Here is a 25,181-nt window from a genome sequence, read left to right on the forward strand (position 1 = left end):
ATCGTTCGATTAGATAATGAATGCTTGGAATGCGGGAGGGGCCTGTCCTATCCAAACATCTGCGGTAGGTCGATGAAGACGGTTCGATCGCTTTCGCCAGCTTCGAAGCCCGAACGGGAGAAGAATCCATAGCGATGGCACTTGAGCCCCGTTGCCTCGACTTGGATGATTTCCTCGTCGACCATTTTTTGCGTGACGGGGGATTTGCGGAACTTTGCTTCGTAGAATGCGTAACCCTCGGGGTCTTGCGTTACCACATCGAACTCGCCGCTCGTCTTGTTTGCGGGATCGTCGTACCAGTACTTGCCTATGGCGTCGAAAGCCGGTTCGATCTTGCCGGTCCTGTTCTGCCGCACGAGGTATTGACGGCAGACCTCCTCGAACATATGAGGAACGTAGTTTTCCTCGAAGTCTTGGGAGACGTGACGATCATAGAAGACTTCCGGGTCGAGCAGCTGACGCGCCGAGGCATTGCGGAAAACATAGCGATAGTAAAAGAGCGAAAGCGGATCCACTACAAAGTAGCCGGACTTACGCTTGTTCGTAGGGTCGTTGATGGGTGCACGCTTTTGGACGATTTCGAGTGACATGAGCTTGTCGAGCACGTCTGCCATGGCCGGACCGCTCGAGACGTGCGACTGTGCCAGCACGTCCCCCCAACGGGAGTAACCTTGTGCGAGAGCCCCGAAAACTTCGTTGGCGTTGGTCATCTTCGAGATCTCGGCGTTGAGATAGGACGGCACCTCGCTTTCTAAGCGGGCGCCAGGTTCCGTGACGAGCTCGATGATGTTGTCGCGTACGCTTTGGGATTGATCGATGAGGCGATTGTAAAAGGGGATGCCGCCAAAAACGCTATAGAGCCGCACCTTGTCCTCGGGCGAGAACGCGGGATAGAACTTCGCAGCGTCAAAGTAATCCATGGGCTTAAGCTCAAGCGCGAGATCAATTCGCCCGTAGAGGGGGCTTTCATGCTCGATGAGGGATTTCATAATCTCAACGTAGGAGCCGCACAGGACAATGTTTAAACGTGAGTCTTCCCTGTGAGCGTCGATTGAGGTCTGAAGAATGCTGTCTAAGCCCTTAACCGCATCTCTCAAGTAGGGGTATTCGTCGAGAACGAGGGTAATGTTCTTGTCTTTGGCTTGGGCAAACAGAAATTCGATGAGCTCGCGGATGCCTGTGAAGGCGAGCGGAGGAAAGCTCAGCGTTTCAGCAACAAGGGCGGACAGACTCTCGAGGTTGTCTGCCTCGGAGGTTTGGCGGCACTCGTAATAGACCGTTGCGACGTCCGACAAATCGGTTAGCGCCTGCTTGATGAGCTCACTTTTTCCGACGCGACGCCTGCCGTAAATGAGAACATTGCGCTGCTCAGGTGCTTTGAGCGTTTTCTTAATACGGGCGAGTTCACGCTCCCTGCCAATGAATTCCACTTACTCGGTTCCTTCCGACTCGGGTTTGTCCGAGTTAATTGTATCGCATGAATCAGTTTATGCTCGAGTTTACTCGGACAAAACCGAGTCGGTTCTGTCCGAGTAAGTTTGAATAGTGAACCGAAGTTGTAATGTCCGCATGGCGATGACGAACATGGTTTCCATAATGACAGATATAGTTGACATCTTCTGATAGATGCAATATATTTCTGCCATGTTGCAACGGATATCTGTCCATTACCACGAAAGGAACTCCATGCCGGGCAAAAAGAACCTACGCATGAAGGCGGCGCGCGCGGCGGTTGGCCTTTCGCAAGCTGACTTGGCCGAGGCCGTGGGCGTTACGCGCCAGACCATCGGCCTGATCGAGGCGGGCGGCTACAACCCCACGCTCAATTTGTGCGTGGCGATCTGCAAAGCGCTACGCGTTACGTTGAACGATCTGTTTTGGGAAGACGGGATCGACGTCGACCCTAACGCTCTTTAGGAGTTCGCTATGAAATTTGAAGATTTAAAACTCGTGCAAAAGTGGCGTGAATATGCCGGCCCAAAGGATGAGCGCCTGGAGGCTGAGAACGCGAAGATCTACAAGATTGGTTTCGTGCTGCTTTCGTTTGGCATGTTGATGATCTTTTTCTACCAGTTTATAGCTCGACAGGTTGCGTGGGTTCACAGCGACGCCAGTGAAATGCCGCATGGCTTTGCAACGCCGTTCGAGGCAGCCATGTATTTGTGGCTCGTTCTCGTGATGTTGATTTGCGCAGGACTGCAAACGCGGAAGGGCTATGTCGATACCAATCGTTTTGGGCAAACCGAGCATCTTCCTGTTGGATATTTCCTGCTTGTCAGCGGTCTTAGCGGCGCCGCGTTCGCTCTTGTTATTGCCGCAATGCGCTGTATCGCTGAGGCGCAGATCGTACCGCTCGAAAGCGTCTTTTGGTTGGCGAACCTGGCCACGGGCGTGTTCTGCGGTGCGACGATTTTCGCGGCCACGTTTGCTGCCCTGTGCGCAACGTTTTTCACGGCGAAAAGACGCCGTGCCAAGCTCGAGGCAGAACTCGACTCCTCTGACGACATCTAATGCGTAATGGGCTGGCTCTGGGTATTCAGAACCAGCCCATTTGATGTTCGATGAGCCGAGTCGGCGCCTCTCACAAAAGTAACTAGGAGCTAGCGAGGCCTATCCGAATTGGCCTCATTGGCGGTGTCGATCTCGAGCGCCGTGCGGCGGGCGCTGTAGGCGACAAGGCCAGCACCAGCCGCGGCGAGTGCTGCAGCGGCTGCCGTAAGGGGAGCGTTGACATCGCCCGTGCCCGCAAGCGCCCGCTTTTCCGGAGCGCTTGTTATTGCCGTGGTCCTTGCCACTGCCGGAGCTGCTTCCGCCGGAGCCGCCGCCCTTGTCAGTACCGCCGCCACTCGAGCCACCATCGCCGTCTGCTGTCATCGGGGCGTCGTGAAGTCCTATCGTATCCGCGCTGCCGCATACGCCGACCTGAACTTCCGAGCGCTCGCATGCTGCGTCGGGCACATGAAGTTCGTGCAGCACGGCACCCAGCGCCGAGTTTGCGCCCGGTCGAATTTCCTCGAGCGTTACAGGATCGAGCGCCACCAGATTACGCGCCTTCGCATACAGCGTTACGCGTTTGCCCACTTCGTCGCTCCAACTCTCGGGGATGGCGAAGCTCATACGGAACTGTGCCGTGCAACCCGGTGCCAGCACGGCGTTGCCGTTGTCGGCTACCAGCGGGTGCGTTGCAAAACGTGCGCCCAGCGTCTCGATCGCGTACTTCACGTGTGCCATATCGTTGGCCGAAGCGTCCTCGGCAAGCTCTGGATCGTAGATCGAAGCCATGCGTGTGTTCGCTCCGAATCCGATGGATGCGCTGGAGAACGGCTGGCTGGAGCCCTCTCGGTACAGATTGATCGTGCCGGCGGTCAGTAAGGTGTTGCCGTCGTTTCGCACCGTGACCATGAAGGATTCGCCTGCTGCTCCGGGCGCCACCGCGCCCGAGGTAGCAACGGCGCCCGTCGGAGTGGCACACGCCACCAAGGGCACTTCGATGTCGTGCAGCTCTGCCTCGCTCTTCTCCGCGCTCACAATGTGCGTGGCGAGCGCGGAGAGCATGCCTCCCGACGTCAAAAATGTCGTTATCTGATCGACGGGATGGTCCAGCTCGCACATCACAAACGGCTCCGTGAACAGATCGCCCGCCAAGGTGCTGGCGAAGATGCGGAAGTGCTTGCCCATCACTGCAACCGGGTTGCCTTCTTCGTCGTAGGTTTGTCCCACCTTGCCATCGGTGTTCTCTACATAGAGCACGCACCTGCCGTTGTTGCTTACGCTAAACGATGCCGGGCCACAGCCTGCGGCACCCACGGGCTGCGTTGCAAATGCCGATGCGCCTCGCGTCCACGTAACATGCTGCAGCTGCTCGTTGACAGTTGCCAAAAAGCCCGTGTGCTGCGGCCACGGCACCGCGTGGGGTACTGTGGCATCTGGCGACATAACGCCCCAGCCCGCGATGGACTGGCCGATCACGGCGTACGATGCGCAGCCGCAACCGTCTGCGGTCTCGTATGCAACGGGCACCACCATTTTGCCGTTGATATTCTCGGGCTCACCCAGCTCGATACTCGACGGTGCTTGCGGAAAGCGGAGAACTTGGCGGAACGTCAGGCTGTCGCCCGAAATGTCCGACCATAGGGTAAAGCACTCCAGCGCAACCTCAGCCTCGCTGCCGAGCGCCTTTTCTGCGGTGGTCCCGCGGCGGTGGAGGTAAGCGCCCGACAGACGTCCGTCGACCAGCGCCTTGCCCACCGTGATGCGTGGGCACTGCAGACAATGGTGGCCATCCTCCTGAAGGCGGCCGCGCGAGATGCTGCGCCACGACGTGTGCGATACCACGCGAACTCCGTCGTTGCTGATGCGCAGGCGCACAACGGACAGCATGCCGGATGTGCTCGCCGTATCGAAATGGGTGTTGTCGCCGGCGGGGCGCTCGCCCGAGACCAGCAGCACGTAGGCGTCTTGGTTTCCCCTCCCGTCTGTATATTCCACCACGTCGAAGTCGTAATCGAATATGCCGCTGCGCTCCACGTCGCCCTCGCCAAACCCAAGGGGGAAGTCCACGGGCGTGGGAGCGGACCACGTGCCGTTTGCCTTTGTGTGCACCACTAGGCGCGAGCGGCCATTGTCGCCGTAGCGCACCGAGGCGATACGGAACAGACATTCTACGCCGGCAATCATTGCCAGCTTCATGTGGGCTTCGCTGAGCACGCCAGCAAACAGCACGTTGTCGCTCGAGGGCTTGATGCCGCCACGCTCGTCCTCCGATACACCAGCAGAATTGGCGTTGGGGTCCGCAGCGGCGTCCTTCGCCTGCCCGATATAGGTGTACTTATACATCGGCGCGGCGTTTTCGTCGTTCTCTATCAGTACGTGGACGAAATGCTCGACCTGTCCCGTGTCGTCGCTTTCTGCATCCGCCTCGAGCTCAATGCGCGTGACCGCTTGATCCCAATCACGCACGACAGGCGAGACGTTTATCGCGGTGGCTGCAACCTCGGCGCGTGCGAGCAGCTTGGCGTTGGTGACGATGGTGGCCGACGCGATAAACTGCGGCACGCCACCTGCCTCGGCGTTGCCGGCCGAGCCGAAGCGGGCATCCAGCGTGTAAGGCGTATCTCCACCCAATGCGAGCTCAGAGCGCTGGAGCACATACTGGTTGCCATTGTTCACCGACATATTCCACGAATCGAGGAGTGTGGGCCACGACCCCGACCAAGCCTTGGTGGTCCACTTGAACATTACGAACTGGAGTATCACATCGACATCGACGTCTGCACCCACGCGCAGCCGCGGAAGCTGGTGCCCGTCCGCCTTCTCGTACCCAATGAACAGGGTGAGGGATGCGGCGCCACGCACGGCAGACGAAGCGACGCCTGTAACGCCGGCGCCAAAGGTGACGGCAAGCCCGATCTGGATAGTGAATGAGCCCGACGTGTTGGAATAGTCGAGCGAAATGTTTTTAAAAAACGCCGCGCCGCTGCCGTGCGTGTGGGCACCCACGGCGAGCGCCAGCTTCGCCAGCACCCAGGGGTTGACGTTTAGGAAAAACGGCACCGGTCCTAGGGTAAACTGCTCGGTCCAATTGAGGTCGGTTCTTACTTGAAAGAGTGCCTTAATATTGCCGTATGCGGGGTCGTTGTTGTTACCCCAGGTTTTGCCCACCCAATCGTAGGCGAGCGAGCCGTACAGCTGTGTGGCGATATCCATCGTGAACAGCAGCGTGCAATGGTGGCGAAGGAGCTTAGTGTTTCTTGGATCGGTTCCCGAACCGGCACTCATACTCTTGTACTGATTCCACTTCCCCTCCATCTCGTCGAGGTAGCGGTTTGCCTGCTTGGCACCCGACTCGCGCGGTGACTTCTTCCAGTACTCCGGATCCGGATTGCCCGAATCGTTCATGTAGCCGACCGGTTTGTATCCTCCGCCAAACAGCACGTATCCGGCAAACGAGAAATCGAACAAAATGGGGAACGAGGGCATCCAGCACGTGAACTTATTGCCGCCGATGCCGGGAAACGCCGCCGGGAAATCAAACGGAGTAATCTCTTGGTCCATGGTGGTGGGGACGATAGTGGTCGAGCCCGATTCCGCCTTTGCGGCCGGCGCGGTGACAACGGCCATGGGGGAGGAGAGCGTATAGGTTTTGCCCTGATAGTCGAGGACAAAGCGCAGCTTGCATCCTTCCTCCAGAAGGCCCGAAGCTGCATCGAGGAACGTGTCTTCAAGCGTGAACGTTGCCAGATTATCCGAACCCGATGCACTGGCCTTGACTTGGCCAATCTGCGTGACGGTTTCGGGTGAGCTGCTCGTGGAGGGCATTACCTTGTTGATGTGCAGCGTTGCCTGTCCACCCTGTGGCAGATGCGCCTGCACGGTAAAGGCATGCGTATCGGCCTGCTCGTTTGCCGTGTCGTCCTTCGGCATTGCCATAAACGTGGCATCGGCGTACTGGATGTCCCATTCGTCGAACGTGAGCTGTCGAAAGTACGGCTCGCCATCGGAGAGCGGACGCGTGGGCGCGGTTATGGCGGTGCCGCCCTGGATACGCGCAAGGGGAATCTCGACATCACGGTAGCCCGCCATGCTAATGGAGATGCCGCCGTTAAAGTCGTACGCGTCGAGAAGCGTCGCCTCGTCCACGTAGCCTTCCGAAAGCGGCGCGACCTCAAAGATGGCCGTGCCTTCGTCGTCGGTAGTGGCGGTGAGCTGCTTGTCTGCGGCATAGCGCGATATGAGCGTGACCTGGGCACCCGTGATGGGCGTATTCTTGTTGGCGACGTCGACCACGACCACACCGAACATGGTGCGCGAGAGAACGAGCACCCTGAAGGGGTCTTTTTCGTCGGCACGGGCTTCGGTGGGCGCGAACGGCAATATGAAGGCGTTTGCGCTTCCCGGCACGCGCGGCAACATAATGCTCGCTAACGAGGACGCTCCGGCAACAAGTAACGAACGGCGATCAAGCATCTTGGACTCCCATTCCGCAAATATCGGTGGAAATAATCCAATTTTGCGAGAAGGCGCCTCGTGGCGGTAGTGCCGTTCAAGGGTCAAAATGTCCAAATTGATTGAGCGAAGCGCCGGGGTTCCGGAGCGCTTTCGATGCGCTTGGCAGTCCGGTCGCTAACGCAACATATGCGCGACCAGCTCGGCGCGTGTGCCGATGCCAAGCTTTGCGTATACGCCGGATAGGCGGTTTTTGACGGTGCCCGGCGATACTCCCATATGGCGTGCGATTTCGGCGTTGGTCCACCCACGACAGGCGAGCATGGCCATGGTGAATTCCGTGGTCGTTAGATCGTCGGCCACGTCCTCGCCCGAATCGGGGTTGTGGATGCGCCGCCAGCCGTAGCTGAAGCGGTACGTGATCTCGATGATGCGCGCGAAGTCGTCAGGGTATTGCGTTTTTAGGCACGCCTCGATAAGCCCCTGTAAAAGGCCGTGATGCTCGCCAATGAGCTCAATAAGGCCGTCGGGACGCGCAATGTTCCAAGCAATTCCGAAGTGCGTTTTTGCGGCGTCGATGTCCTTGAGGCTCATGCATGCCATGGAAGCTGCCAGGTGAAGGAACAGTTCCGAGATCGGATAGCTTCCCTGTTTCATGATCAGGGCGTTTTCCGCCATGCCCAGACTGCGGCCATATTCGCCGCGCAGGTACAGGGCATGCGCCATCACGTAGCTGGCGAACAGGCGCAGGCCTTCGGGTAGATGCGCCGCAAGCGGATAAAACTCTTCGGCAGAATACGGGGAAGGCAAGTGTAGCAGGACGCTTGCGGCCGAGGCGAACAGGATACGCATGGCATGGACGGCGAGCGATTCTTCGTTGGTGGGCGTATCGAGGATGCCCGCAAGACAACGGCGGGCGTCGGCGATACGGTTGAGCGACAGACTGGCATATCCGCAGATAAAGCATGCGGAATAGCGCAGTGCGGGGTCGGTGGCGTCAAGATAGGGGCGCGCCGTCTTGGCAGCGAGGGCGGCCTGTCCGCGAAAGTACAGCGCTTCTGCCGTGGCGATGGTGCGTGAATCGGGGTCGGAAATGCCTGCAACCGCAGTGTCAATCTGCCCCGGCACAAAGGCAGTGCACATCAACGGCATGGGAACGCATGGGTAGCCATCGCAGTCCATCTTCCATCTCCCAACAGCTGGCAAAAATAGCAGCAATTGTACTCCTGTTGCTCGGGACCCCTTTCGTTTTACTGTTTGGTTGACGCTGCGGATCGTTTTGGAAGGCTTACGAGCATGGTGGTCCCGTTCTCGGAACTTGCTTCGACCTCTACCGTGCCACCATGAAGCGCTGCAATCTCCCAAACGAGCGCTAGTCCGAGTCCCGCGCCGCCGTATGCCCTGCTGCGGGATTTGTCTAGGCGAAAGAACGGTTGGAAGATGCTCTCACGGTACTGCTTGGGTATTCCCGGGCCCTCATCTTTGACTCGCAGGAGCACATGGCTGTCGCTGTCGCTGATGGAGACGTTGACAGTCGAGCCGGAGCGGCAGTAACGGATGGCGTTTTCGACCAGATTAAACACCAGCCGATAGAGGAGCGTGTCGCTCCCGATTACTAAAGCGTCTCCAGCACAATTGAGGGCTATGCCCTTATTCTCGGCAAGTGGCGCAAGGTCGGTGAGGACCTCTTCGGACAAGGGGCCAAGTTCAACATCGTCCTCGCAAGGAACGCTGCGGAGCTCACTCATCTCGAGCAATACCTTGGTCATTCGAGACATGCGCTCGGTTTGTTCTTGTAGCAAGCCGAGCAGCTCGGCTGTTTCGGGTTGCAAACCGGAGTGCTCGGAGATGAATAGCTCAATCTGTGCTTGCATAAGGGCGAGCGGGGTGCGCAGCTCGTGTGCGGCGTTGCCGGTAAACTGACGCTGTGCAGAGAACCCTTCGCCAAGACGGGCGATCATGTCGTTGAAAGAGGCGCTGCATCGTTGTAGCTCGGTGGGCACATCTTCACTGAGCCTGATTTCGCTTAGGTTGTCAGGCTGCACACGCTCAACCTGGGCTGCAAAAGCCCGTAGCGGTTTGAGCGCACGGCCGCTCACAAAGTATGCCAGCGCGCCGCCAAGGAGTGTGACTCCAGCCGTGATGTACCAGGCTGTCGTGCCAAAAGACTCTTGTGCGTCGTTTACGACGATTGTGACCTTGTCATCGAGGGCCGTTTTCGTTGGGTCGAACACCTGGGGCGAATCCGTGCCGGCAGCGTTAAAGGCCGAGATGTCGCTGCCGATGGCATCCATGTAGCGCATGCCCGTATAGCCGACCAGGCAGTTCGTCAGCACGCATGCTGCGCACGTGAGCAGTGCCGTCATGATCGTTATGCGCCATTGCAGCGAAAGCTCTTTCATTCTCCATCCTCCATAACGTAGCCCTCTCCAATCCGATTGCGAATCGGGTCGTATCCCAAATCGATGCGTAGCTTTTTGCGGAGTGACGAGATATGAACGCGGATTGCGTTGCTAAAGCTGTTCACGCTGCTATCCCAAACGTGCTCGATAAGCTCCTCTTGGCTTACCGGACGCCCCTGATTAAGCATCAGATATTCCAAGATTCCCGTTTCCTTGCGTGTAAGAGATAGAGCCTCACTGTCCACGGAGGCGATGCGCGCCTTGGTGTCAAAGCGGAGCTTTCCGCAGGTTAAAACTATGTCGCTTTGTGTAAAGCGTCTGAGGGTAAGGCTGCGGATCCTTGCCGCAAGCTCGTCCAGATGAAACGGCTTGGTGAGGTAATCGTTGGCGCCGGCATCGAGTCCGGCGACTTTATCGGATACTTCGCCGCGTGCGGACAGAATCAGCACCTTGGTCTCGCAGTCAGTTTTCCTAAGTTCCCTGAGTACGGTCATGCCGTCGATGCGGGGAAGGTTGAGGTCGAGTACCACGAGGTCGAAGGCCTCAACGTCCAGTAGGTCGAGCGCCTCCTGTCCGTCGTGACAGCAGTCGACGCTGTATGCCAAGTTTCGCAAGCTGCGCGCGATTGCGTCACACAGCGCCCGCTCGTCTTCGACGATCAAAATACGCATAACAGTCTCCTTGCACATTTCAAATCGCGCTTAACACGGATTTTATAGCCGATATGGTCCAATGGTCGCGTAACGAAAGGAGTGGTCAGGTTGTTCAAAGCGGTAAAACCCGTGGTACAGGTCGCTTTGTTGATCGTCGGAATTGCCATGGTGTGCTTTGGCGTTATGCGTGGCGAGGCGGATGCCGTGCTGGCCAAAGCGATTAGGCTGTGCTTGGAGTGTATCGGAATTGGATAAAAGAGAAAACACTGCGTCGCATGTTTTGGCTCGATTTCGCGGATTCATTCAGGCGGCGGCAACGCTCGTCACCAATATCCACCTGCCAAACTTTGCCAAAGGCGGCATCTATCAGGGCGCGGGAAAAACAGTCTGCGTACCTGGACTTAATTGCTATTCGTGTCCCGCGGCATCGGGTGCGTGCCCCATCGGGTCGTTCCAGTCGGTGGTAGGTTCATCCAGGTTCAACTTTTCTTACTATGTTACCGGTACGCTCATTTTGCTCGGCGTGCTGCTGGGACGCTTTGTATGCGGCTTTCTGTGCCCGTTTGGCTGGCTGCAGGAGCTGCTTCATAAGATCCCCGGCAAAAAGCTATCGACAAAAAAGCTCAAGGCGCTTACGTATATCAAATACTTCGTGCTGCTGTTTGCTGTGGTATTGCTGCCTGTGCTGGTGGTCAACGACCTGGGGATGGGAGATCCGTTCTTTTGCAAATACGTCTGTCCGCAGGGCGTGCTCGAGGGCGCCATTCCGCTGGCCATTGCCAACGCCGGCATTCGATCTGCGTTGGGACATCTCTTTACTTGGAAACTTGTCGTTCTCATTGCCGTGGTAGTGCTGAGTGTTTTGTTCTACCGCCCTTTCTGCAAATGGATTTGTCCACTCGGCGCATTCTGTGCGCTCATGAATAAGGTGTCCTTGTTGGGGATTCAGGTTGACGCGTGCAAATGCGTCTCGTGCGGCAAGTGTTCAAGGGTTTGTCAGATGGACGTTGATGTGGTCCGCGCGCCCAATCATGCCGAATGTATCCGGTGCGGAAAGTGCATCGGGGCCTGTCCTGTCGATGCCATCAGCTATCGCTATGGCCTGGATGTGTCGGCGGAAAAGCTTCCCTTGACCGCCGATAAAAAGTAAACAAGCTTCGACAAAACGGAGGAATGACTATGAAGCTTTCTAAGATTGCGGCCCTGTTTATGTTGCCGGTATTGGCCTTGTGCCTTGTGGCATGTTCGGCGCCCGGTGGCAATGCGAGCGAATCTGCGGGCTCCGATTCTAAGATCGCAGAACTCACTGCGCAGAAGCCGGCCAATGCCGACGAGGCCGCCGAGCTGTATGCGAAGCTCATGCAGAAGGAGAACGAGATCTTTTCGAGTGATAACGCGCTGTGGGAAAAGGTATTCAATGCGGCAAATAAAGACTCGGCAATGATTGAGGACGGCAGCAATTACGGCGATTTTCTGCTCAAGACCATCGACGGCGCCAAGGATGAGTTCACGGCGGATGAGCTTAAGACACTCAAGGCCGGTGCACAGCAGATCAAGGAGATCGAGGACAAGCTCGAGAGTCTGGAGAAGGAGTTCCCCGGCTGTGGAAGCACGCCGAGTGCGGGCGAGAGCGTCGACGCTTCGACCGCTGGCATGACGGCTGGTGCCAATGCTTCGAGCGAGACGACGAAGTTCCCCAGCTTTACGGGCAAGGACCTGGATGGCAACGACGTGAACAGCGACGAGCTGTTCTCTAAGAACAAGGTCACCGTCATGAACTTCTGGTTCACCACTTGCAAGCCGTGCGTGGGCGAGCTGGGCGATCTTGAGAAGCTGAATCAGGAGCTTGCCGAGAAGGGCGGTCAGGTCGTGGGCGTCAATTCCTTTACGCTCGATGGCAACAAGGGCGAGATCGCAGATGCCAAGGACGTGCTGAGCAAGAAGGGCGTGACATATAAGAACATCTGGTTCAAGTCGGATAGCGAGGCCGGTAAGTTTACGTCAAATTTGTTTTCGTTCCCGACAACGTATGTCATCGATCAGAATGGCAATATCGTAGGGGATCCAATCGTGGGAGCCATCAGCTCCGCCGAGCAACGCGCAGCACTCAACAAGCTTATCGACCAGGCGATTGCGAATAGCGAGCAGTAAAAAACGCGTAAAGCATAGCGTGGATCGTGTGCCGCTGTGCAAAGTAGTCCGCTACCTTTCAAGATAAGCTCCACCATATAGAGGTCCCGCTCGGGACCTCTTTTTTTGGGCACTGCCCCGTTCGTTTTTTGGCGCAGTTCGTTACATTCCTCACTGGCGCCGGCAAAAAATGGGGATAGAGTAGGACAAACGCGTCGAATACGAACGGCGGGGGAGAGCGGGCAGAGTGCCCGCGTGGGAGAGGTTGCCGTCCATGTTGGAGCTCAAAGGTATTTGCAAAAGGTACGTTACGCAGTCGTTTACGCAGGTGGCGCTCGACAGCGTGAGCCTGGCTTTTCGCGATAACGAGTTCGTGGCCATTCTGGGTCCCTCGGGCTCGGGTAAAACCACGATGCTCAACGTTATCGGCGGGCTTGATCATTTCGATTCCGGCGACCTACTGATCGACGGTATTTCGACCAAGGACTTTCACGATCGCGATTGGGATGCCTACCGCAACAACCGCATCGGCTTTGTGTTCCAAAGCTATAACCTCATTCCGCATCAGACCATTTTGGAAAACGTGGAGCTGGCGCTCACGCTCACGGGCGTGGGTCATGCCGAGCGCCGCCAGCGTGCGCGCGAGGCGTTGGAGAAAGTTGGCCTGGGCGAGCACGTTAACAAACGCCCGAGCCAGCTATCGGGCGGACAGATGCAGCGCGTGGCCATCGCCCGCGCCCTGATTAATGATCCCGAGATTGTGCTGGCAGACGAGCCGACCGGCGCCCTGGACTCCACGACGTCCGTGCAGGTCATGGACTTGCTCAAGGACGTTGCGCGCGACCGTCTGGTCATCATGGTCACGCACAATCCCGAGCTGGCGTACCAGTACGCCACGCGCATCGTTAACCTGGCGGACGGTAAAATCACCGACGATTCCGATCCTTTCGATGTTGCCGAAGCCACACGTCGCGAGGCCAAGCCTACGCGCAAAACCTCGATGAGCTTTGTGACGGCGTTGGGCCTTTCTGCCCGAAACCTTATGACCAAAAAAGGCCGCACGGCCATGACGGCCTTCGCGGGGTCCATCGGCATCATCGGTATCGCGGCGATCCTGGCGCTCTCCAACGGCGTAAACGACTACATCAAAAAGGTCGAGGAGGATACGCTGTCGAGCTACCCGCTCACTATCTCCAAGCAGGATTATGACCTGTCGTCCATGATGGGTGGGCAGGGGACCGCGGAGGACGACGCGTCCAAGAGTGATGATTCGTCCGATGACGGTGCCGGCGGCAAGGCTAAGGGAACCGATAAGATTCCCGTGGTCACGGCCGTAAAGGATATGTTTGCGAGCGTTAAGTCCAACGACATGACGAGCTTTAAGGCATGGCTCGATGCCGGTGGCGACGGCATCGATAAAGAGGTCAACGCCATTCAGTACGGCTACGGTGTATCGCCGGTTGTCTATCGTGCGGGTAAGGGCGACAAGAAGCCCGTTCGGCTTGTTCCCAACGCCATGACCGAGACCATGAGTGGAGGCGCGAGTTCGGCGGCAACGGTGAGCATGGAATCCATGGGAACCTCGGTCTTTAACGAGATGATTGACGACCAGAGCCTGCTCGACAGCCAGTACGATGTCGTCGCCGGTCATTGGCCCACGTCTGCCAACGAAGCCGTGATGGTGCTTTCGAGCCGTGGCACGGTGGGCGACTACACGCTCTACAGCATCGGCGCGCTGGATATCGATGAGCTCAACGATCTGGTAAACAGTGCCATGACGGCTGACGGTGGGGTCGAAACGCCCGAGACCGGCACCGACTTTACCTACGACGATGCGCTGTCCACGACGTTTAAGGTGCTGTCGCCGGTCGATGCGTATCGCAAAAACGAAGAGACTGGCATGTGGACCGATATGTCTGGCGACACCGACTTTATGGCCGCCAAGGTTGCCGACGGTATCGATGTGCACATTGTGGGCGTGGTACGACCCAACGAGACCGCCAACGCGAGCGCGTTGTCCCCGGGCATTGCCTACACGCATGCGCTGACTCGCCAGCTTATGGAGCGCGCCGCCGATTCACAGATTGTGCAGGAGCAGCTCGCCCACCCCGAGATGGATGTCTTTACGGGCAAAACCTTCGACGAACTGCAAGGCGAGGCCAAACAAGGCGTGGATCTGAGCAGCATGTTCAGCGTGGACGAGGCGGCGCTCAAGAGCGCGTTCTCGTTTGATGCGTCTGCACTCTCGGGTGCGGCCGGCGGTATGGACCTTTCTGGTATCGACTTATCCGGGTTGGACATTGACCTCTCGGACGTTGGCAAGGACATCGACTTCAGCGACATCATGGCACAAGCACCGGCTCCAGATTTCTCGGGCATCTTTGACGGTCTGGAGCTCACGCCCGAGCAAATGCAGCAGGTGGGAACTCTTGCCAACCAACTGTTTGAGGGCTTTTTACGGTCTGATCAGTTTAAGGCGCTGACACCCGATGATCTTAAGGACGCGTCAAAGTTCGCCGATGCATTCTCGGCGTATCTTGAGAATGATGCCGCAGCGCAGCAATGCCTGGCTCAGCTCAAAGCGCTCGGCGGCGATGCCCTGGCCGAGCGCCTGCAACAGGCGATGACCGACTATGTGCAAAAGCAGCTGGCTCCGTATCTGCAGCAGGCTATGGATCAGGTGATGAAGGTAATCAGCGAGCAGATAGCGTCGACGGTATCGTCCCAGCTCAAGGCGGGCACAGCGGGGCTTATGGACCAGATGGCGACGCAGATGTCTTCGAGTTTTGCCAACCTGGCGAGCGCCATGCACGTGGATGCGAGCGCCTTTGCTCGTGCCATCCATTTCAACATGGACGCCGAGGACCTGAGTTCGCTCATGATGAGCTATGCCAAGGCTTCGAAGCTCACCTACGACAACAATCTGACCACGTTGGGTTATGCGGACGAGGCGGACCCCATCTCGGTCAAGATTTTCCCGCGCGACTTTGAGGCCAAGGAGCGCGTACTCGATCACATCGATGCGTACAACAAGCAGGTCAAAGCCGCTGGCCACGATGATCGGGCAATTTCGTACACCGACTACATGGGCATCATCATGGGTTCGGTGACCGACATCGTGAACACCATCAGCTTGGTGCTCATCGCATTCGTGAGTATCAGCCTGGTGGTGAGCTCCATCATGATCGGCATCATCACGTACATCAGCGTGCTGGAGCGCAAAAAGGAGATTGGCATTCTGCGTGCGATTGGCGCGTCGAAGCGTAACGTGGCAAACGTGTTCAACGCCGAGACCTTTATCGAGGGCCTCATTGCCGGCGTCTTTGCTGTTGTCGTCGTGGTGGCCGTGAGCTTCCCGGTCAATGCTTGGGCGCTTGCGGCCAAACAGGTCCCCAACCTAATGAGTCTGCCCGTGCAGGATGCGCTGGTGCTCATTGCAATTTCGGTGCTGCTGACGGTCGTCGCCGGTCTGCTGCCGGCCCGCAGTGCATCCAAAAAGGACCCCGTGGAAGCCCTGCGCTCTGAATAATGCGACAAAGGGACAGTTCCTTTGTCGCATTGAACGGCATGTAAATCGAGATCTATTACTTTTCATTTGTTCACTTCCCGGGAAAGTATTCACTTTTGTTGTATGGGGTGCGGCTGGAGGATGGTCATCGTCCAGTAGTCACCTCTATCTTGTGAATCGCCTGAAGCACAAGGCATAATGCATGTGACAAGGGGGCAGTCCCTTTGCCGCATTGATCTGAGAGTAGATGTTGATGATTCTATCGTTGGCCCCTATGGAGGGGATTACCGGGCATGTGTTCCGTCGCGTGCATGCGGAGTGCTTCGGTGCGCTCGATTGCTATTACACGCCGTTCTTGCCGCCGCCGCGGGTGGGAAACCGCTTTGGCGGCAAGGCGTTTAAGGAGATCGATTCTGCCAACAACCAGGGGCTCAACGTGGTGCCCCAGCTCATGTCCAAGAACGCGGACGAGTTTGTATGGGCGGCACAGGTGCTCGCCGACATGGGCTACCGCGAGGTCAATCTCAACCTGGGTTGCCCCTCGGGGACGGTTGTCGCCAAGGGCAAGGGTTCGGGTTTCTTGCGCAATCTCGACGAGCTCGAGGTGTTCTTGAGTGATGTGTGCGAGCGGTCGCCGTTGCCGGTATCGGTAAAGACCAGGCTGGGGCTGGAGAGCGACGACGAATACGAGCGCGTGCTCGATCTGTATTGCCGCATGCCGCTGGCAGAGCTGATTGTGCACCCGCGCGTGCAAAAGGACCGTTATACGGGCTCGCCGCGCAAGGAGTTCTATGGCGAAACGCTGGAGCGTGCGCCGTTTCCGGTCGTCTATAACGGTGACATTTTTGATCTTGAGGATATGGATGCGCTGGTGGAGGCCTATCCCGGCACGCGCCATGTAATGCTGGGGCGCGGCCTCCTCGCGAACCCCGCGCTGGCTCGCATGGTCAAGGGCGGCCCTGCTGCCACGGCTGCTGAGCTGCAGCGCTTCCACGACACGCTGTTTGCGGCCTATGCAGAAGAGATTGGCGGTAACGCGGTCTTTCGTATGAAGGAGTGGTGGTTCTACGCCAAGTGCGCTTTCGCCGACCCCGCTACCGTTCACAAGCTCGTACGCAAGACTAAAAAGGTCGACGAATATCGCGCCGCCGTCGAGCGCGTTTTTCGCGAGCAGCCACTTGCACCCATAGCCCGCTTCCACGGCTAGTTAGTCATTGGGGACGTTCTTTAACGACTAGTCATTTAAGAACGTCCCCAATGACTAGCCACAAAAAGCTGTACGTCAGCATCCAAAGATGTCGAAAAATGTCGACTTTGGATGCTGACGTGCATGTTTGGGTCGGCGGGGGGCTAGGCAATCATTGCATCGAGCGTGATGAGCTCCCTGAGTCGCTCTGTGCGTGTTTGCCCATGGCGCTTTGCCTTCTCGTCAAACGCTTCAAGAACCGATTCACCCACACGTGCCGATAAAACAACGCTTGGCTCATCGGAGATCGACGGCCTTCCCAGCTTGATGGTGCGGCCCTTCGGCCACTCATCTTTTTCGTATGCCTCCGCGGCTTTCTCCAACTCTCCGGGAGCAAACCCCATCATCTTTTCGAGCTGCTTAGCGTCTATAGCGCCTCCTATCGATCGGCATATTGTCGAGCGTCGGTTCTCGGATTCTCTTTTTGTATACAATTTTGTAGACAAAAATACAAGCAGTTTATCGGGCTAATTAGCTTGTTTTGACCCGCCTGTTCGATAGGAAATGAGCATTGACGGCTTCGCTACTCCTTTGCTTTTCAGCTTGGAATTTGGATGCTCATTGAACTTCCGGAGGGGAGCGCTTTATTAAGCTATCGAGATTCTGGGCAGGAACTCTCACTGGTCTTCGGTAATGGGACCAGCTTAATTCGCGACACAGTGTGTCGCGAATGGGAGTAGTCGTTAGGTGTCCTTCAATGGCTACTCATATAAGAACGTCTAAGTGTCGGATTTTGTCATTTAGTGTCGTTCTCAGCGACTATTCTGGAGGGTCGTGGTCAAAAAGGGCAAATATGAGTACTGTTGCCATTATGGTTGCATTTATTTTGCTATAAATAGCAGCTCCTGATGAGATTTGTTCCCATTAGTAGCTACTTTTATTGAACATATGAGGAGAAATAACGTCGTCTGCGGACGAGTGGAACGTTGAATAGTTCCTGAAGTGATCAAAATCGCTGCTACTAAACAGGTAGCAGTACTCATATTTGCCCTTTTTTGACCACAGCCCTCTCGGAAACCTTTCCAGAGGCGTCAAACAGCCATAATCCAAAGGTCGCCTCAAACAATTAGCTGGCTAAGAGCGTCCATGGCTACCCAAAAGCTGTACACCAGCATCCAAAGATGTCGAAAAATGTCGACTTTGGATGCTGGCGTACATGTTTGTGCCGTATTGGTTTGTGCGTTGGGGCGGGCCGACCGCAATGGCACACTAGAGCAGATTCTCCTGCACCCATGCGATGATGTCGCTTGACTCGTAGAGCGGTTCGCCATCGATGAATAGACAGGGAACCTGGCGCTTTCCGCCGACGGCGATGAGTGTCTGTTCGGCATCGGAGTCGGTTGAGATGTTGCGCTCGGGAATGGTTACGCCGTTATCGGCCAAAAAGCGCTTGACCTTTAAGCAATACGGGCAGCCAGTCATAACGTAGAGCACGAGCTCATGATCAGTAGCCATAGGTCTCCAATCGGTTGAAGTTTCGATTGAAATACCCAAAGCCGCCGCGGTCTATGCGCGCGTCAACGACGACTCGATGGTCTGAACCAGAAACGCCGTGGCTCCGGTGCCGCAGGGCTTGTCGTAGTAGTCAACAAAGCGCTGGTCGGCAAGATAACCGTGGGCGAGGCCCAGGTATACTTCGTCTTGGGGCTCGTGTCCCCAGTTAAGGGCAATCCATCGACGGTGCATCGCGACAAGCTTGCGAGCCTCGCTTCCATTCGCATCGCCATCGCCCATGGCAATCGAGAGTTGGCCCAGAATAGCGCGTTCAAGTTCTTTCATGTCGTTCCATGTCTCGGGGTCCATGTCCAGCAGTACTTCGTTTGCTGCGTCGATCGCCTCGTCGCCGTAGCGCTTCCGGGCCTCGGCGCCGTAGCGCTCCTCGTTTTCCTGCACTGTGCGCCAGCGCTCCAGTTGCGGCAGGACGGCGCCCATGAGCGAGACGGCTTCGTCGAGCGACATGCCGGTGTTTTGCGCCAGCCGCGGGGCACAATCCTCGATCATCGCCTCCATGGTGGTGTCGTAGGTGTACTTGCCGCGGTCGTAGCACCACTTGCAGTAATGGTCGGTCGTGGCGCCCGTGGTATCGGTGCCGCAGTCGTCGGGCGTGAGTATCATGCCGCAGCTCTGGCAATAATGCTCGGGCATTTCGAGCAGATGAGACAGCGGCTCTCCGGTTACGGCGGCAATGAGCTTCATCATATCGATGCCCGGCGTGACCTCGCCGCGCTCCCAGCGGCTGACGGCTTGGCGCGTGACGTAGAGCTTGGCGGCGAGCTGTTCTTGGGTGAGATTGTTGGCGCGGCGGACGGCGATGAGTTTTTCTGCAAAGGCCATGACGGCTCCTTTCTGCCGGTTGATGGCTTAAGCATACGCGGCGGCCAGCGCCCTTCCAAGCAACCGTTGGTTGCACGTCCGGCGGCTGCGGTGGGGAATTGCGCGCAGCGCCCCACACGCCCTTGCCGTACAATGACCGGCATGGAACCTATTGCACACATACATACCGACCTGCCGCAGAAGTTCGGCATTCCGCGCAACAGCTTTTTGGCGCCCCATCTGCAGGGACGCATCGTCTTTGAGCTGGAATTTGCCTCCAACGCAGCAGTTGAGGGCCTGGACTCCTTCTCTCACCTATGGCTGCTGTGGCGCTTCGAAAACGGAACGCCCGGCGGCACGGCTAAGGACATAGCCGCCGATGCCAAAACGCAGGACAGGTCCGGTACCAACGCAAAATGGTCGAAGACCGTGCGTCCGCCGCGCCTGGGTGGAGCCGAGCGTGTGGGCGTCTTTGCCACGCGCAGCCCGTTTCGCCCTAATCCCATCGGTCTCACCTGCGTCAAGCTCGATCGTGTCGAGTTCACCGACGATGGCCCCATCATCCATGTGCTGGGGGTCGACCTGCGTGACGGCACGCCCATCTACGAAATTAAGCCCTACATCCCGTTTGCGGATTGCCACTTGGATGCGACCGGCGGCTGGATTGAGGATGCTCCGTGGCAAGAGCTCGATGTTGAGTTTCCGCAAGCTCTGCAGGATATGGTCCCGCCCGCAAAGATTTCTGGCTTGGTCGAGGTCCTTCGCCAAGATCCACGCCGCGCGGGCAGCAAGCACGAGCCGCACCGCGTTTACCACTTGGCCTACGCCGGGCTCGACATATCGTTTACGGTCGACGAAACCCAGCTAACCGTAGTCGCCGTCAACGACGCGCGAGACTAACCAACCATTCGTCCGCACCCGTCAAATTAAGCGCCAAACCCCGCTCCAAAACCGCCCACGCTGGTGGACAATAACGCCTATCGAAACAATCAACTATGCACGGGGGCTCAGCATGAAATATGACTTTAGCTCGCTTATCGACCGCCACGGCATGGACTCCATCGCCGTTGATTCTTGGGGCGAGATCCCCGGTATGGCTCCGAACGCACCCGATGAGGGCTTCGACCGCATTCCCATGTGGGTGGCCGACATGAATTTTGCCACGGTGCCCACGGTCCAGGAGCACATCATTCAGCGTGCGCAGCATCCCATGTTTGGCTACTTCAATCCGCGCCCCGAGTACTTCGATCGCATTATCGAATGGCAGAGCCGCCGCAATGGCGTCGAGGGCCTGGCGCCTGAGCATATCGGCTACGAAAACGGCGTGCTGGGCGGTGTCGTGTCGACGCTGCGCGCGTATGTCCAGCCGGGCGATGCGGTGTTGGTCCACAGCCCTACCTACATCGGCTTTACCAAGTCCATCGAGGCCGCGGGCTATCGTATTGTCCACAGCCCGCTTAAGCTCGATGATCAGGGCGTGTGGCGCATGGACTTTGAGGACATGGAGCGCAAGCTCGCCCAAAACCACATCCATGCCGCGGTGTTCTGCTCGCCGCACAATCCCTGCGGCCGTGTATGGGAGCGTGACGAGATTGAGCGCGCCATGGACATCTATCGCCAGCACGATTGCGTGGTGATCTCGGACGAGATTTGGTCCGATATCATCCTGCCGGGGCACAAGCACATCCCGACGCAGTCGGTGAGCGAGGATGCCCGCATGCGCACGGTTGCCCTCTACGCGCCCAGCAAGACGTTCAACCTGGCGGGTCTGGTCGGCAGCTATCACATCATCTATAACGAGACGCTGTGCGACCGCGTGTGCGCCGTGTCCAACAAGACCCACTACAACGAGATGAACGTCCTCTCGATGCACGCGCTCATCGGCGCCTACCAGCCACAGGGGTACGAGTGGGTGGATGAGCTTAACGAGGTCATCAAGGGCAACGTCGACTACTTTTGCGATTACGTGGACGAGCATTTTGAGGGCGTGTCCTATTCGCGTCCGCAGGGCACGTACATGGTGTTTCTGGACTGCACCGAGTGGTGCCGAGAGCATGGCCGCGATATTCAGTGGTTGCTCGACGAGGGGGCACGCGTGGGCGTGGGGTATCAGGACGGCCGCCCGTTCCACGGACCCTGCCACATTCGCGTGAATCTGGCGCTGCCGCTTTCGCGCGTAAGGGAGGCGTGCGACCGCCTGGACCGCTACGTTTTTAATGCACGGTAAGTGAGCACTGCATGCGGGGCCTTCTGCCAAGTCGGCTGGAAGGCCCCGCATGGTAAAACGTCTGCAACCATTGGGCACTCGTGTGGTTTTGTTTGCTATTATTTTTTACCATTTCAGTCTGTAAACAGGATCGTCTGGAGCTTGATGAAAAGACCCCGTCGCTCGGTTGCCATTTCGTTGTTTGTTGCGCTTGCAGTGGCGAGCGCCTTTGTCGTAGCGATAGCCGGCTGTTCCGGGTCGAATGACGGAGCCTCGACGTCTGCATTAGAAGGTCTGGACGCCTCACAGGCCAAAGACGACGACCTTAAGACGCTCGACGTCGGAAGCGACCTCTATCCACCGTTTGTGTATACCGACGAGTATGGCGACATTGTTGGCCTGGATGTCGAGATATTAACCGAGGCTTTGGCTCGCATTGGTTACAAGCCAAAATACCAGCTGATCGATTGGGAAAAGAAGAAAGAGCTGCTGGCGAGCGGCGAGCTCGATTGCGTCATGGGCAGCTTTAGCATGACGGGTCGCGAAAACGAGTATCGTTGGGCCGGCCCGTACCTTGCGAGCTGCCAGGTGGTCGCGGTCGATCCCCAGAGCGATATCTACACGCTTGCCGATCTTGAGGATAAGGTCGTGGCGGTCCAGTCCACCACCAAGCCCGAGGGCATTTTGCTCAATCGTACCAATGAAAACGTTCCGCAGATCAAGGAGCTCTACAGCTTCTCGGACCGTTCATACCTGAACCCGGCGCTCGTCGAGGGTCTGGTCGACGCTATCGCCGCGCATGAGTCCTCGCTGCTCACCTACGAAAAAGACTATGGTGTGACGTATCGCATTTTGGATGAGCCGCTGCTCGAGGTTGGTTTGGGCACCGCTTTCGATATCAATGATACGCGCGGCATCGACGTTAAACTCACCCGTGCCTACCAAGAAATGCTTGCCGATGGCACCATGGAACGTCTGGTGTCAAAGTACTTTGATGACCCTTCGCCATTTTTGAATATGGAGGGCCTGTCATGATCGATGCGCTCGACCACGCCGTAGAGGAGCGGGGCAATCGTTCGACAGGGGCATGGCTCCTTGTCGCCCTGCTGGGGATAGCGCTCTCGGTTGCTGCCGGCATGATGAGCTACGGCTACACGGCAGCTCAGGCCGAGCAGCGCTTTGCCGACGTTGTCGATTACGTGGCGACGCAGAGCCTTTCCTACGATGCATTCAATAGCGCCTATACGACCAAAAACCTGATTCGCGTTATGGAGATCGCCGGAGAGACAGCGCGCGATATGGAGCGCGACGGTTCGGTGGATAACGCCATGCTGGAGCAATATGCCGACCAGTTCAACGTGAGCGCACTGATCGTGACGGACGCATCGGGCAATTTGGTGTCCGAGTCCTCGACGGATGGCGTGGGCTATGAGTCACTCGCTACGTATCTCAAGGAAGCACCCGTGCTGGAGGTGGCAGCCCATCCGCTTAAGTCCTATACCGCCCGCATTACGCTTTCGGATGATTCGGTTGCAGACATTGGTTGCGTGACCCGGCAAGATGGCGAGGGCATCGTTATCGCGGTCAGGCATCAGAGCGCGAAGGCAGTTGCAAGCAATACGCTCAAACTGCAGAGCTTGCTCGGTGGTTATGAGACCATCGACAGTGGCAATATCGTAATCGAAAGCGATGGCAAAGTCGTTGCGACCAATGCCGTTGAACCCACCATATTGGGCGTGTTCGATCTGCCTGCGACGGATGTCTTTATTGTCGACGGTATTACGGATCGATGCCTGGCTGGTAAGGTCAGATTGGTTAACGCCGACGGCGAGTGGTATTTGGGCACATTTGGAAAAGCGCACAAATTCTATGTGTACACCTATGCCTCGGCGCAGCGCTACTTTGAGGTCGTCGCGGCTGTTGCTGCCGGCGTGCTGGTGCTCTACAGCGGTGTTATAGCCGTTGTTGTGATGGTGCGTCGCCGCGCTGATCGTCGACGTTTGACGGACTTGCTGCAGCAGGAGCGCGACTATGGCGACAAGCTGGCAAAGGCAGCGCGTGAGGCCTCGTCTGCCAACTCGGCAAAGACGGAGTTTTTGCGTCGCATGAGCCACGATCTGCGCACGCCCATCAACGGCATTCGCGGCATGGTCGAGGTCGGCGATGCCAATGCGGACGATCTGCAAAAGCAGACCGAGTGCCGCTCAAAGATCTGGACGGCATCGGGACTGCTGCTCGACCTTGCCAACGAGGCCCTGGATATGAGTCGCCTGGAGAGCGGGCAGATCGATCTGGAGCTTGTTCCCACAAACTTGGCGACCCTCAACCACGAGGTGCGCGATATTCTGGAGCGCCAGGCCGAGGAGCGTCTGGTGACAATTATCTGCGACCAGCAGACGCTTAATCATCCCTATGCGCGGGTGAGCGTGACGCACCTCAAGCGTTTGTTGCTCAATATTGCCGGCAATGCCGTCAAGTACAACCGCCAGGGCGGCTATGTTTGCCTGGTGTGCCGCGAGGTGGAGCCAGCGGATGGCATCCCCGTCTATGAATACACGATCGCCGACAACGGTATTGGCATGAGCGAGGAGTTCCAACAGCGCCTCTACGAGCCGTTTTGCCGTGAGGGGCAACAGGTGGAAGGCGCTTCATCGGGAACTGGCCTGGGCGCGCCTATCGCAAAACAGTTGGTCGAGCTTATGGGCGGAACCATGAGTTTTACGAGCGTCTTGGGGCAGGGGACGACGTTTACCATCCGCCTGCCGTTCGAGAAATGCAAGCGCTCCGAGATTCCTCAGGCTGTGCGCGTGGACGCGGGAGACGGCGATGCACTCCAGGGCTTGCGCGTTTTGCTCGTAGAGGATAACGATCTGAATGCCGAGATCGCGCAGTTTACGCTCAGCCGTGCCGGTGCCGTCGTGACGCATGCTAAGGATGGTGAGTCTGCCGTCGAGATGTTTGCCGCGAGCGTGCCGCACGAGTACGACGTGGTGTTGATGGACATCATGATGCCGGGTATCGATGGCCTTGAGGCCACACGTCAGATTCGAGCACTCGATCGCGAGGATGCCGCGACCACGCCGATTATCGCCGTGAGCGCCAACGCCTTTGCCGACGACCGCAGGCTTTCGCGTGAGGCGGGCATGAACGCGCACCTGAGTAAACCCGTGAGCTCGCAGGAGCTCATTGAGGCGCTTGCGCACATAGCCGCCGACGCTCTATAAGCATATGGCCCGGTTCCAAGGTGGGTTGGAACCGGGCCATATTGTTATTGATGAGGCCTGCTGAGGGGCTTACTTTTCCTGAATCTGCTTGCCGCAGAGATGCTCAATCGTAATCTCGTAGAGCTGGACGCCCTTAATGTCCTTGGCGATTTCCTCTTCGACTTCCTCGGCGGAAGGGTAGTACTTAAGGGCGAGTTGGCGGACTTTGTCTTCGATAAACGCGGGAGTGTCGTTCGCCAGGCGACAGCGGCCAAAGACCACGGTACTCATAACGTAGGGAGCCCAGTCACCGTCCTTGTGCCACTCGTTGCCGTAAACGGTAAAGCAGACCTTGTCATCGCGCTTGAGTGCGTCGACCTTGTGGCCGGCTTTGGCGCCATGGAAATAAATCTTGTCGTGCTCGGCGTCAAAGAAGTAGTTGACGGGAATGGCGTACGGGTAGCCATCGTCGCCGTTGACGGCAAAGACGCCGCGCTTGCAGGTAGCGAGCAGTTCGCGCGCTTCCTCGTCAGTGATGGCGCGTTTCTTTCGACGTAAGGGCCTAAACATCGTTG

20 protein-coding genes are annotated in these 25,181 nt (G+C 57.4%); 11 read left to right on the top strand and 9 right to left on the bottom strand.

The window, feature by feature from the left end:
- Positions 1-47: 47 nt before the first annotated feature.
- Entirely contained in the window at positions 48-1,430 is a 1,383-nt protein-coding gene (locus AB5202_RS00070; RefSeq protein ID WP_368143460.1) for an ATP-binding protein, read from the bottom strand.
- 256 nt (positions 1,431-1,686) lie between these two features.
- Here AB5202_RS00070 and AB5202_RS00075 point away from each other — a divergent pair, with 256 nt between their 5' ends.
- Both AB5202_RS00075 and AB5202_RS00080 read left to right on the top strand, forming a co-directional pair.
- Positions 1,687-1,917 (top strand): helix-turn-helix transcriptional regulator, encoded by a 231-nt coding sequence (locus AB5202_RS00075; RefSeq protein ID WP_195568536.1) that lies wholly within the window; start codon positions 1,687-1,689, stop codon positions 1,915-1,917.
- Between the two features lie 9 nt (positions 1,918-1,926).
- The gene (locus tag AB5202_RS00080; RefSeq protein ID WP_368143459.1) at positions 1,927-2,511 is read left to right on the top strand and encodes a hypothetical protein; all 585 of its coding nucleotides are present in this window, start codon (positions 1,927-1,929) and stop codon (positions 2,509-2,511) included.
- 114 nt (positions 2,512-2,625) lie between these two features.
- Here AB5202_RS00080 and AB5202_RS00085 read toward each other — a convergent pair whose 3' ends face one another.
- From AB5202_RS00085 to AB5202_RS00100, 4 genes are all read right to left on the bottom strand, one after another.
- Entirely contained in the window at positions 2,626-6,966 is a 4,341-nt protein-coding gene (locus AB5202_RS00085; RefSeq protein ID WP_368143458.1) for a hypothetical protein, read from the bottom strand.
- 156 nt (positions 6,967-7,122) lie between these two features.
- Complete coding sequence (locus tag AB5202_RS00090; protein ID WP_368143457.1) at positions 7,123-8,127, bottom strand: helix-turn-helix domain-containing protein; 1,005 nt, start codon at positions 8,125-8,127, stop codon at positions 7,123-7,125.
- A gap of 68 nt (positions 8,128-8,195) precedes the next feature.
- The gene (locus AB5202_RS00095; RefSeq protein ID WP_368143456.1) at positions 8,196-9,347 is read right to left on the bottom strand and encodes a HAMP domain-containing sensor histidine kinase; all 1,152 of its coding nucleotides are present in this window, start codon (positions 9,345-9,347) and stop codon (positions 8,196-8,198) included.
- Positions 9,344-10,036 (bottom strand): response regulator transcription factor, encoded by a 693-nt coding sequence (locus AB5202_RS00100; RefSeq protein ID WP_438265651.1) that lies wholly within the window; start codon positions 10,034-10,036, stop codon positions 9,344-9,346. Before AB5202_RS00100 ends, AB5202_RS00095 begins: the two co-directional genes overlap by 4 nt.
- Positions 10,037-10,183: 147 nt before the next feature.
- Between AB5202_RS00100 and AB5202_RS09975 the strand changes: the two genes are divergently transcribed.
- The 5 genes from AB5202_RS09975 to AB5202_RS00125 all read left to right on the top strand — a co-directional run bounded on the left by AB5202_RS09975 (position 10,184) and on the right by AB5202_RS00125 (position 16,845).
- On the top strand, positions 10,184-10,255 hold the full coding sequence (locus AB5202_RS09975) for a CD1871A family CXXC motif-containing protein (RefSeq protein ID WP_254179316.1): 72 nt from the start codon (positions 10,184-10,186) through the stop codon (positions 10,253-10,255).
- 25 nt (positions 10,256-10,280) lie between these two features.
- Positions 10,281-11,150 (top strand): 4Fe-4S binding protein, encoded by an 870-nt coding sequence (locus AB5202_RS00110; protein WP_438265657.1) that lies wholly within the window; start codon positions 10,281-10,283, stop codon positions 11,148-11,150.
- 29 nt (positions 11,151-11,179) lie between these two features.
- Positions 11,180-12,151, top strand: coding sequence for a TlpA family protein disulfide reductase (locus AB5202_RS00115; protein ID WP_368143454.1), 972 nt, complete (start codon positions 11,180-11,182; stop codon positions 12,149-12,151).
- A gap of 253 nt (positions 12,152-12,404) precedes the next feature.
- Positions 12,405-15,659 carry an ATP-binding cassette domain-containing protein gene (locus tag AB5202_RS00120; RefSeq protein ID WP_368143453.1) on the top strand — a complete coding sequence of 1,085 codons (3,255 nt, stop codon included), beginning with the start codon at positions 12,405-12,407 and terminating at the stop codon, positions 15,657-15,659.
- Between the two features lie 232 nt (positions 15,660-15,891).
- Positions 15,892-16,845 carry a tRNA dihydrouridine synthase gene (locus tag AB5202_RS00125; protein ID WP_368143452.1) on the top strand — a complete coding sequence of 318 codons (954 nt, stop codon included), beginning with the start codon at positions 15,892-15,894 and terminating at the stop codon, positions 16,843-16,845.
- Between the two features lie 143 nt (positions 16,846-16,988).
- Here the strand turns inward: AB5202_RS00125 and AB5202_RS00130 are convergent, their stop codons facing one another.
- The 3 genes from AB5202_RS00130 to AB5202_RS00140 all read right to left on the bottom strand — a co-directional run bounded on the left by AB5202_RS00130 (position 16,989) and on the right by AB5202_RS00140 (position 19,218).
- Positions 16,989-17,231 carry a ribbon-helix-helix protein, CopG family gene (locus AB5202_RS00130; RefSeq protein WP_368143451.1) on the bottom strand — a complete coding sequence of 81 codons (243 nt, stop codon included), beginning with the start codon at positions 17,229-17,231 and terminating at the stop codon, positions 16,989-16,991.
- 862 nt (positions 17,232-18,093) lie between these two features.
- Positions 18,094-18,339, bottom strand: coding sequence for a glutaredoxin family protein (locus AB5202_RS00135; protein ID WP_368143450.1), 246 nt, complete (start codon positions 18,337-18,339; stop codon positions 18,094-18,096).
- A gap of 51 nt (positions 18,340-18,390) precedes the next feature.
- A complete protein-coding gene (locus AB5202_RS00140) occupies positions 18,391-19,218 on the bottom strand; it encodes a TipAS antibiotic-recognition domain-containing protein (RefSeq protein WP_368143448.1) in 828 nt (275 codons plus the stop codon).
- A 141-nt stretch (positions 19,219-19,359) separates the two neighbouring features.
- Here AB5202_RS00140 and AB5202_RS00145 point away from each other — a divergent pair, with 141 nt between their 5' ends.
- From AB5202_RS00145 to AB5202_RS00160, 4 genes are all read left to right on the top strand, one after another.
- Complete coding sequence (locus tag AB5202_RS00145) at positions 19,360-20,097, top strand: tRNA (N6-threonylcarbamoyladenosine(37)-N6)-methyltransferase TrmO (RefSeq protein ID WP_368143446.1); 738 nt, start codon at positions 19,360-19,362, stop codon at positions 20,095-20,097.
- A gap of 112 nt (positions 20,098-20,209) precedes the next feature.
- Entirely contained in the window at positions 20,210-21,424 is a 1,215-nt protein-coding gene (locus tag AB5202_RS00150) for a MalY/PatB family protein (protein ID WP_368143445.1), read from the top strand.
- Between the two features lie 144 nt (positions 21,425-21,568).
- Positions 21,569-22,438: a substrate-binding periplasmic protein gene (locus AB5202_RS00155; RefSeq protein WP_368143444.1), complete on the top strand. Its 870-nt coding sequence runs from the start codon at positions 21,569-21,571 to the stop codon at positions 22,436-22,438.
- The gene (locus tag AB5202_RS00160) at positions 22,435-24,627 is read left to right on the top strand and encodes a hybrid sensor histidine kinase/response regulator (protein WP_368143443.1); all 2,193 of its coding nucleotides are present in this window, start codon (positions 22,435-22,437) and stop codon (positions 24,625-24,627) included. The genes AB5202_RS00155 and AB5202_RS00160 overlap by 4 nt, the downstream gene beginning before the upstream one ends.
- 69 nt (positions 24,628-24,696) lie before the next feature.
- On the opposite strand, the gene AB5202_RS00165 is transcribed toward AB5202_RS00160, so the two are convergent.
- The gene (locus tag AB5202_RS00165; protein WP_250786950.1) at positions 24,697-25,176 is read right to left on the bottom strand and encodes a pyridoxamine 5'-phosphate oxidase family protein; all 480 of its coding nucleotides are present in this window, start codon (positions 25,174-25,176) and stop codon (positions 24,697-24,699) included.
- Between the last annotated feature and the right edge of the window lie 5 nt (positions 25,177-25,181).

Source organism: Collinsella aerofaciens, assembly GCF_040915545.1.
Classification (GTDB): Bacteria; Actinomycetota; Coriobacteriia; order Coriobacteriales; family Coriobacteriaceae; genus Collinsella; species Collinsella aerofaciens_BE.

Bases quoted from the DNA above. Each gene is read 5' to 3' on its own strand.
- AB5202_RS00075 (WP_195568536.1), top strand. From the start codon at position 1,687: ATGCCGGGCAAAAAGAACCTACGCATGAAGGCGGCGCGCGCGGCGGTT.
- AB5202_RS00080 (WP_368143459.1), top strand. From the start codon at position 1,927: ATGAAATTTGAAGATTTAAAACTCGTGCAAAAGTGGCGTGAATATGCC.
- AB5202_RS00085 (WP_368143458.1), bottom strand. From the start codon at position 6,966: ATGCTTGATCGCCGTTCGTTACTTGTTGCCGGAGCGTCCTCGTTAGCG.
- AB5202_RS00090 (WP_368143457.1), bottom strand. From the start codon at position 8,127: ATGGACTGCGATGGCTACCCATGCGTTCCCATGCCGTTGATGTGCACT.
- AB5202_RS00095 (WP_368143456.1), bottom strand. From the start codon at position 9,347: ATGAAAGAGCTTTCGCTGCAATGGCGCATAACGATCATGACGGCACTG.
- AB5202_RS00100 (WP_438265651.1), bottom strand. From the start codon at position 10,036: ATGTGCAAGGAGACTGTTATGCGTATTTTGATCGTCGAAGACGAGCGG.
- AB5202_RS00115 (WP_368143454.1), top strand. From the start codon at position 11,180: ATGAAGCTTTCTAAGATTGCGGCCCTGTTTATGTTGCCGGTATTGGCC.
- AB5202_RS00120 (WP_368143453.1), top strand. From the start codon at position 12,405: ATGTTGGAGCTCAAAGGTATTTGCAAAAGGTACGTTACGCAGTCGTTT.
- AB5202_RS00125 (WP_368143452.1), top strand. From the start codon at position 15,892: ATGATTCTATCGTTGGCCCCTATGGAGGGGATTACCGGGCATGTGTTC.
- AB5202_RS00130 (WP_368143451.1), bottom strand. From the start codon at position 17,231: ATGATGGGGTTTGCTCCCGGAGAGTTGGAGAAAGCCGCGGAGGCATAC.
- AB5202_RS00135 (WP_368143450.1), bottom strand. From the start codon at position 18,339: ATGGCTACTGATCATGAGCTCGTGCTCTACGTTATGACTGGCTGCCCG.
- AB5202_RS00140 (WP_368143448.1), bottom strand. From the start codon at position 19,218: ATGGCCTTTGCAGAAAAACTCATCGCCGTCCGCCGCGCCAACAATCTC.
- AB5202_RS00145 (WP_368143446.1), top strand. From the start codon at position 19,360: ATGGAACCTATTGCACACATACATACCGACCTGCCGCAGAAGTTCGGC.
- AB5202_RS00150 (WP_368143445.1), top strand. From the start codon at position 20,210: ATGAAATATGACTTTAGCTCGCTTATCGACCGCCACGGCATGGACTCC.
- AB5202_RS00155 (WP_368143444.1), top strand. From the start codon at position 21,569: ATGAAAAGACCCCGTCGCTCGGTTGCCATTTCGTTGTTTGTTGCGCTT.
- AB5202_RS00160 (WP_368143443.1), top strand. From the start codon at position 22,435: ATGATCGATGCGCTCGACCACGCCGTAGAGGAGCGGGGCAATCGTTCG.
- AB5202_RS00165 (WP_250786950.1), bottom strand. From the start codon at position 25,176: ATGTTTAGGCCCTTACGTCGAAAGAAACGCGCCATCACTGACGAGGAA.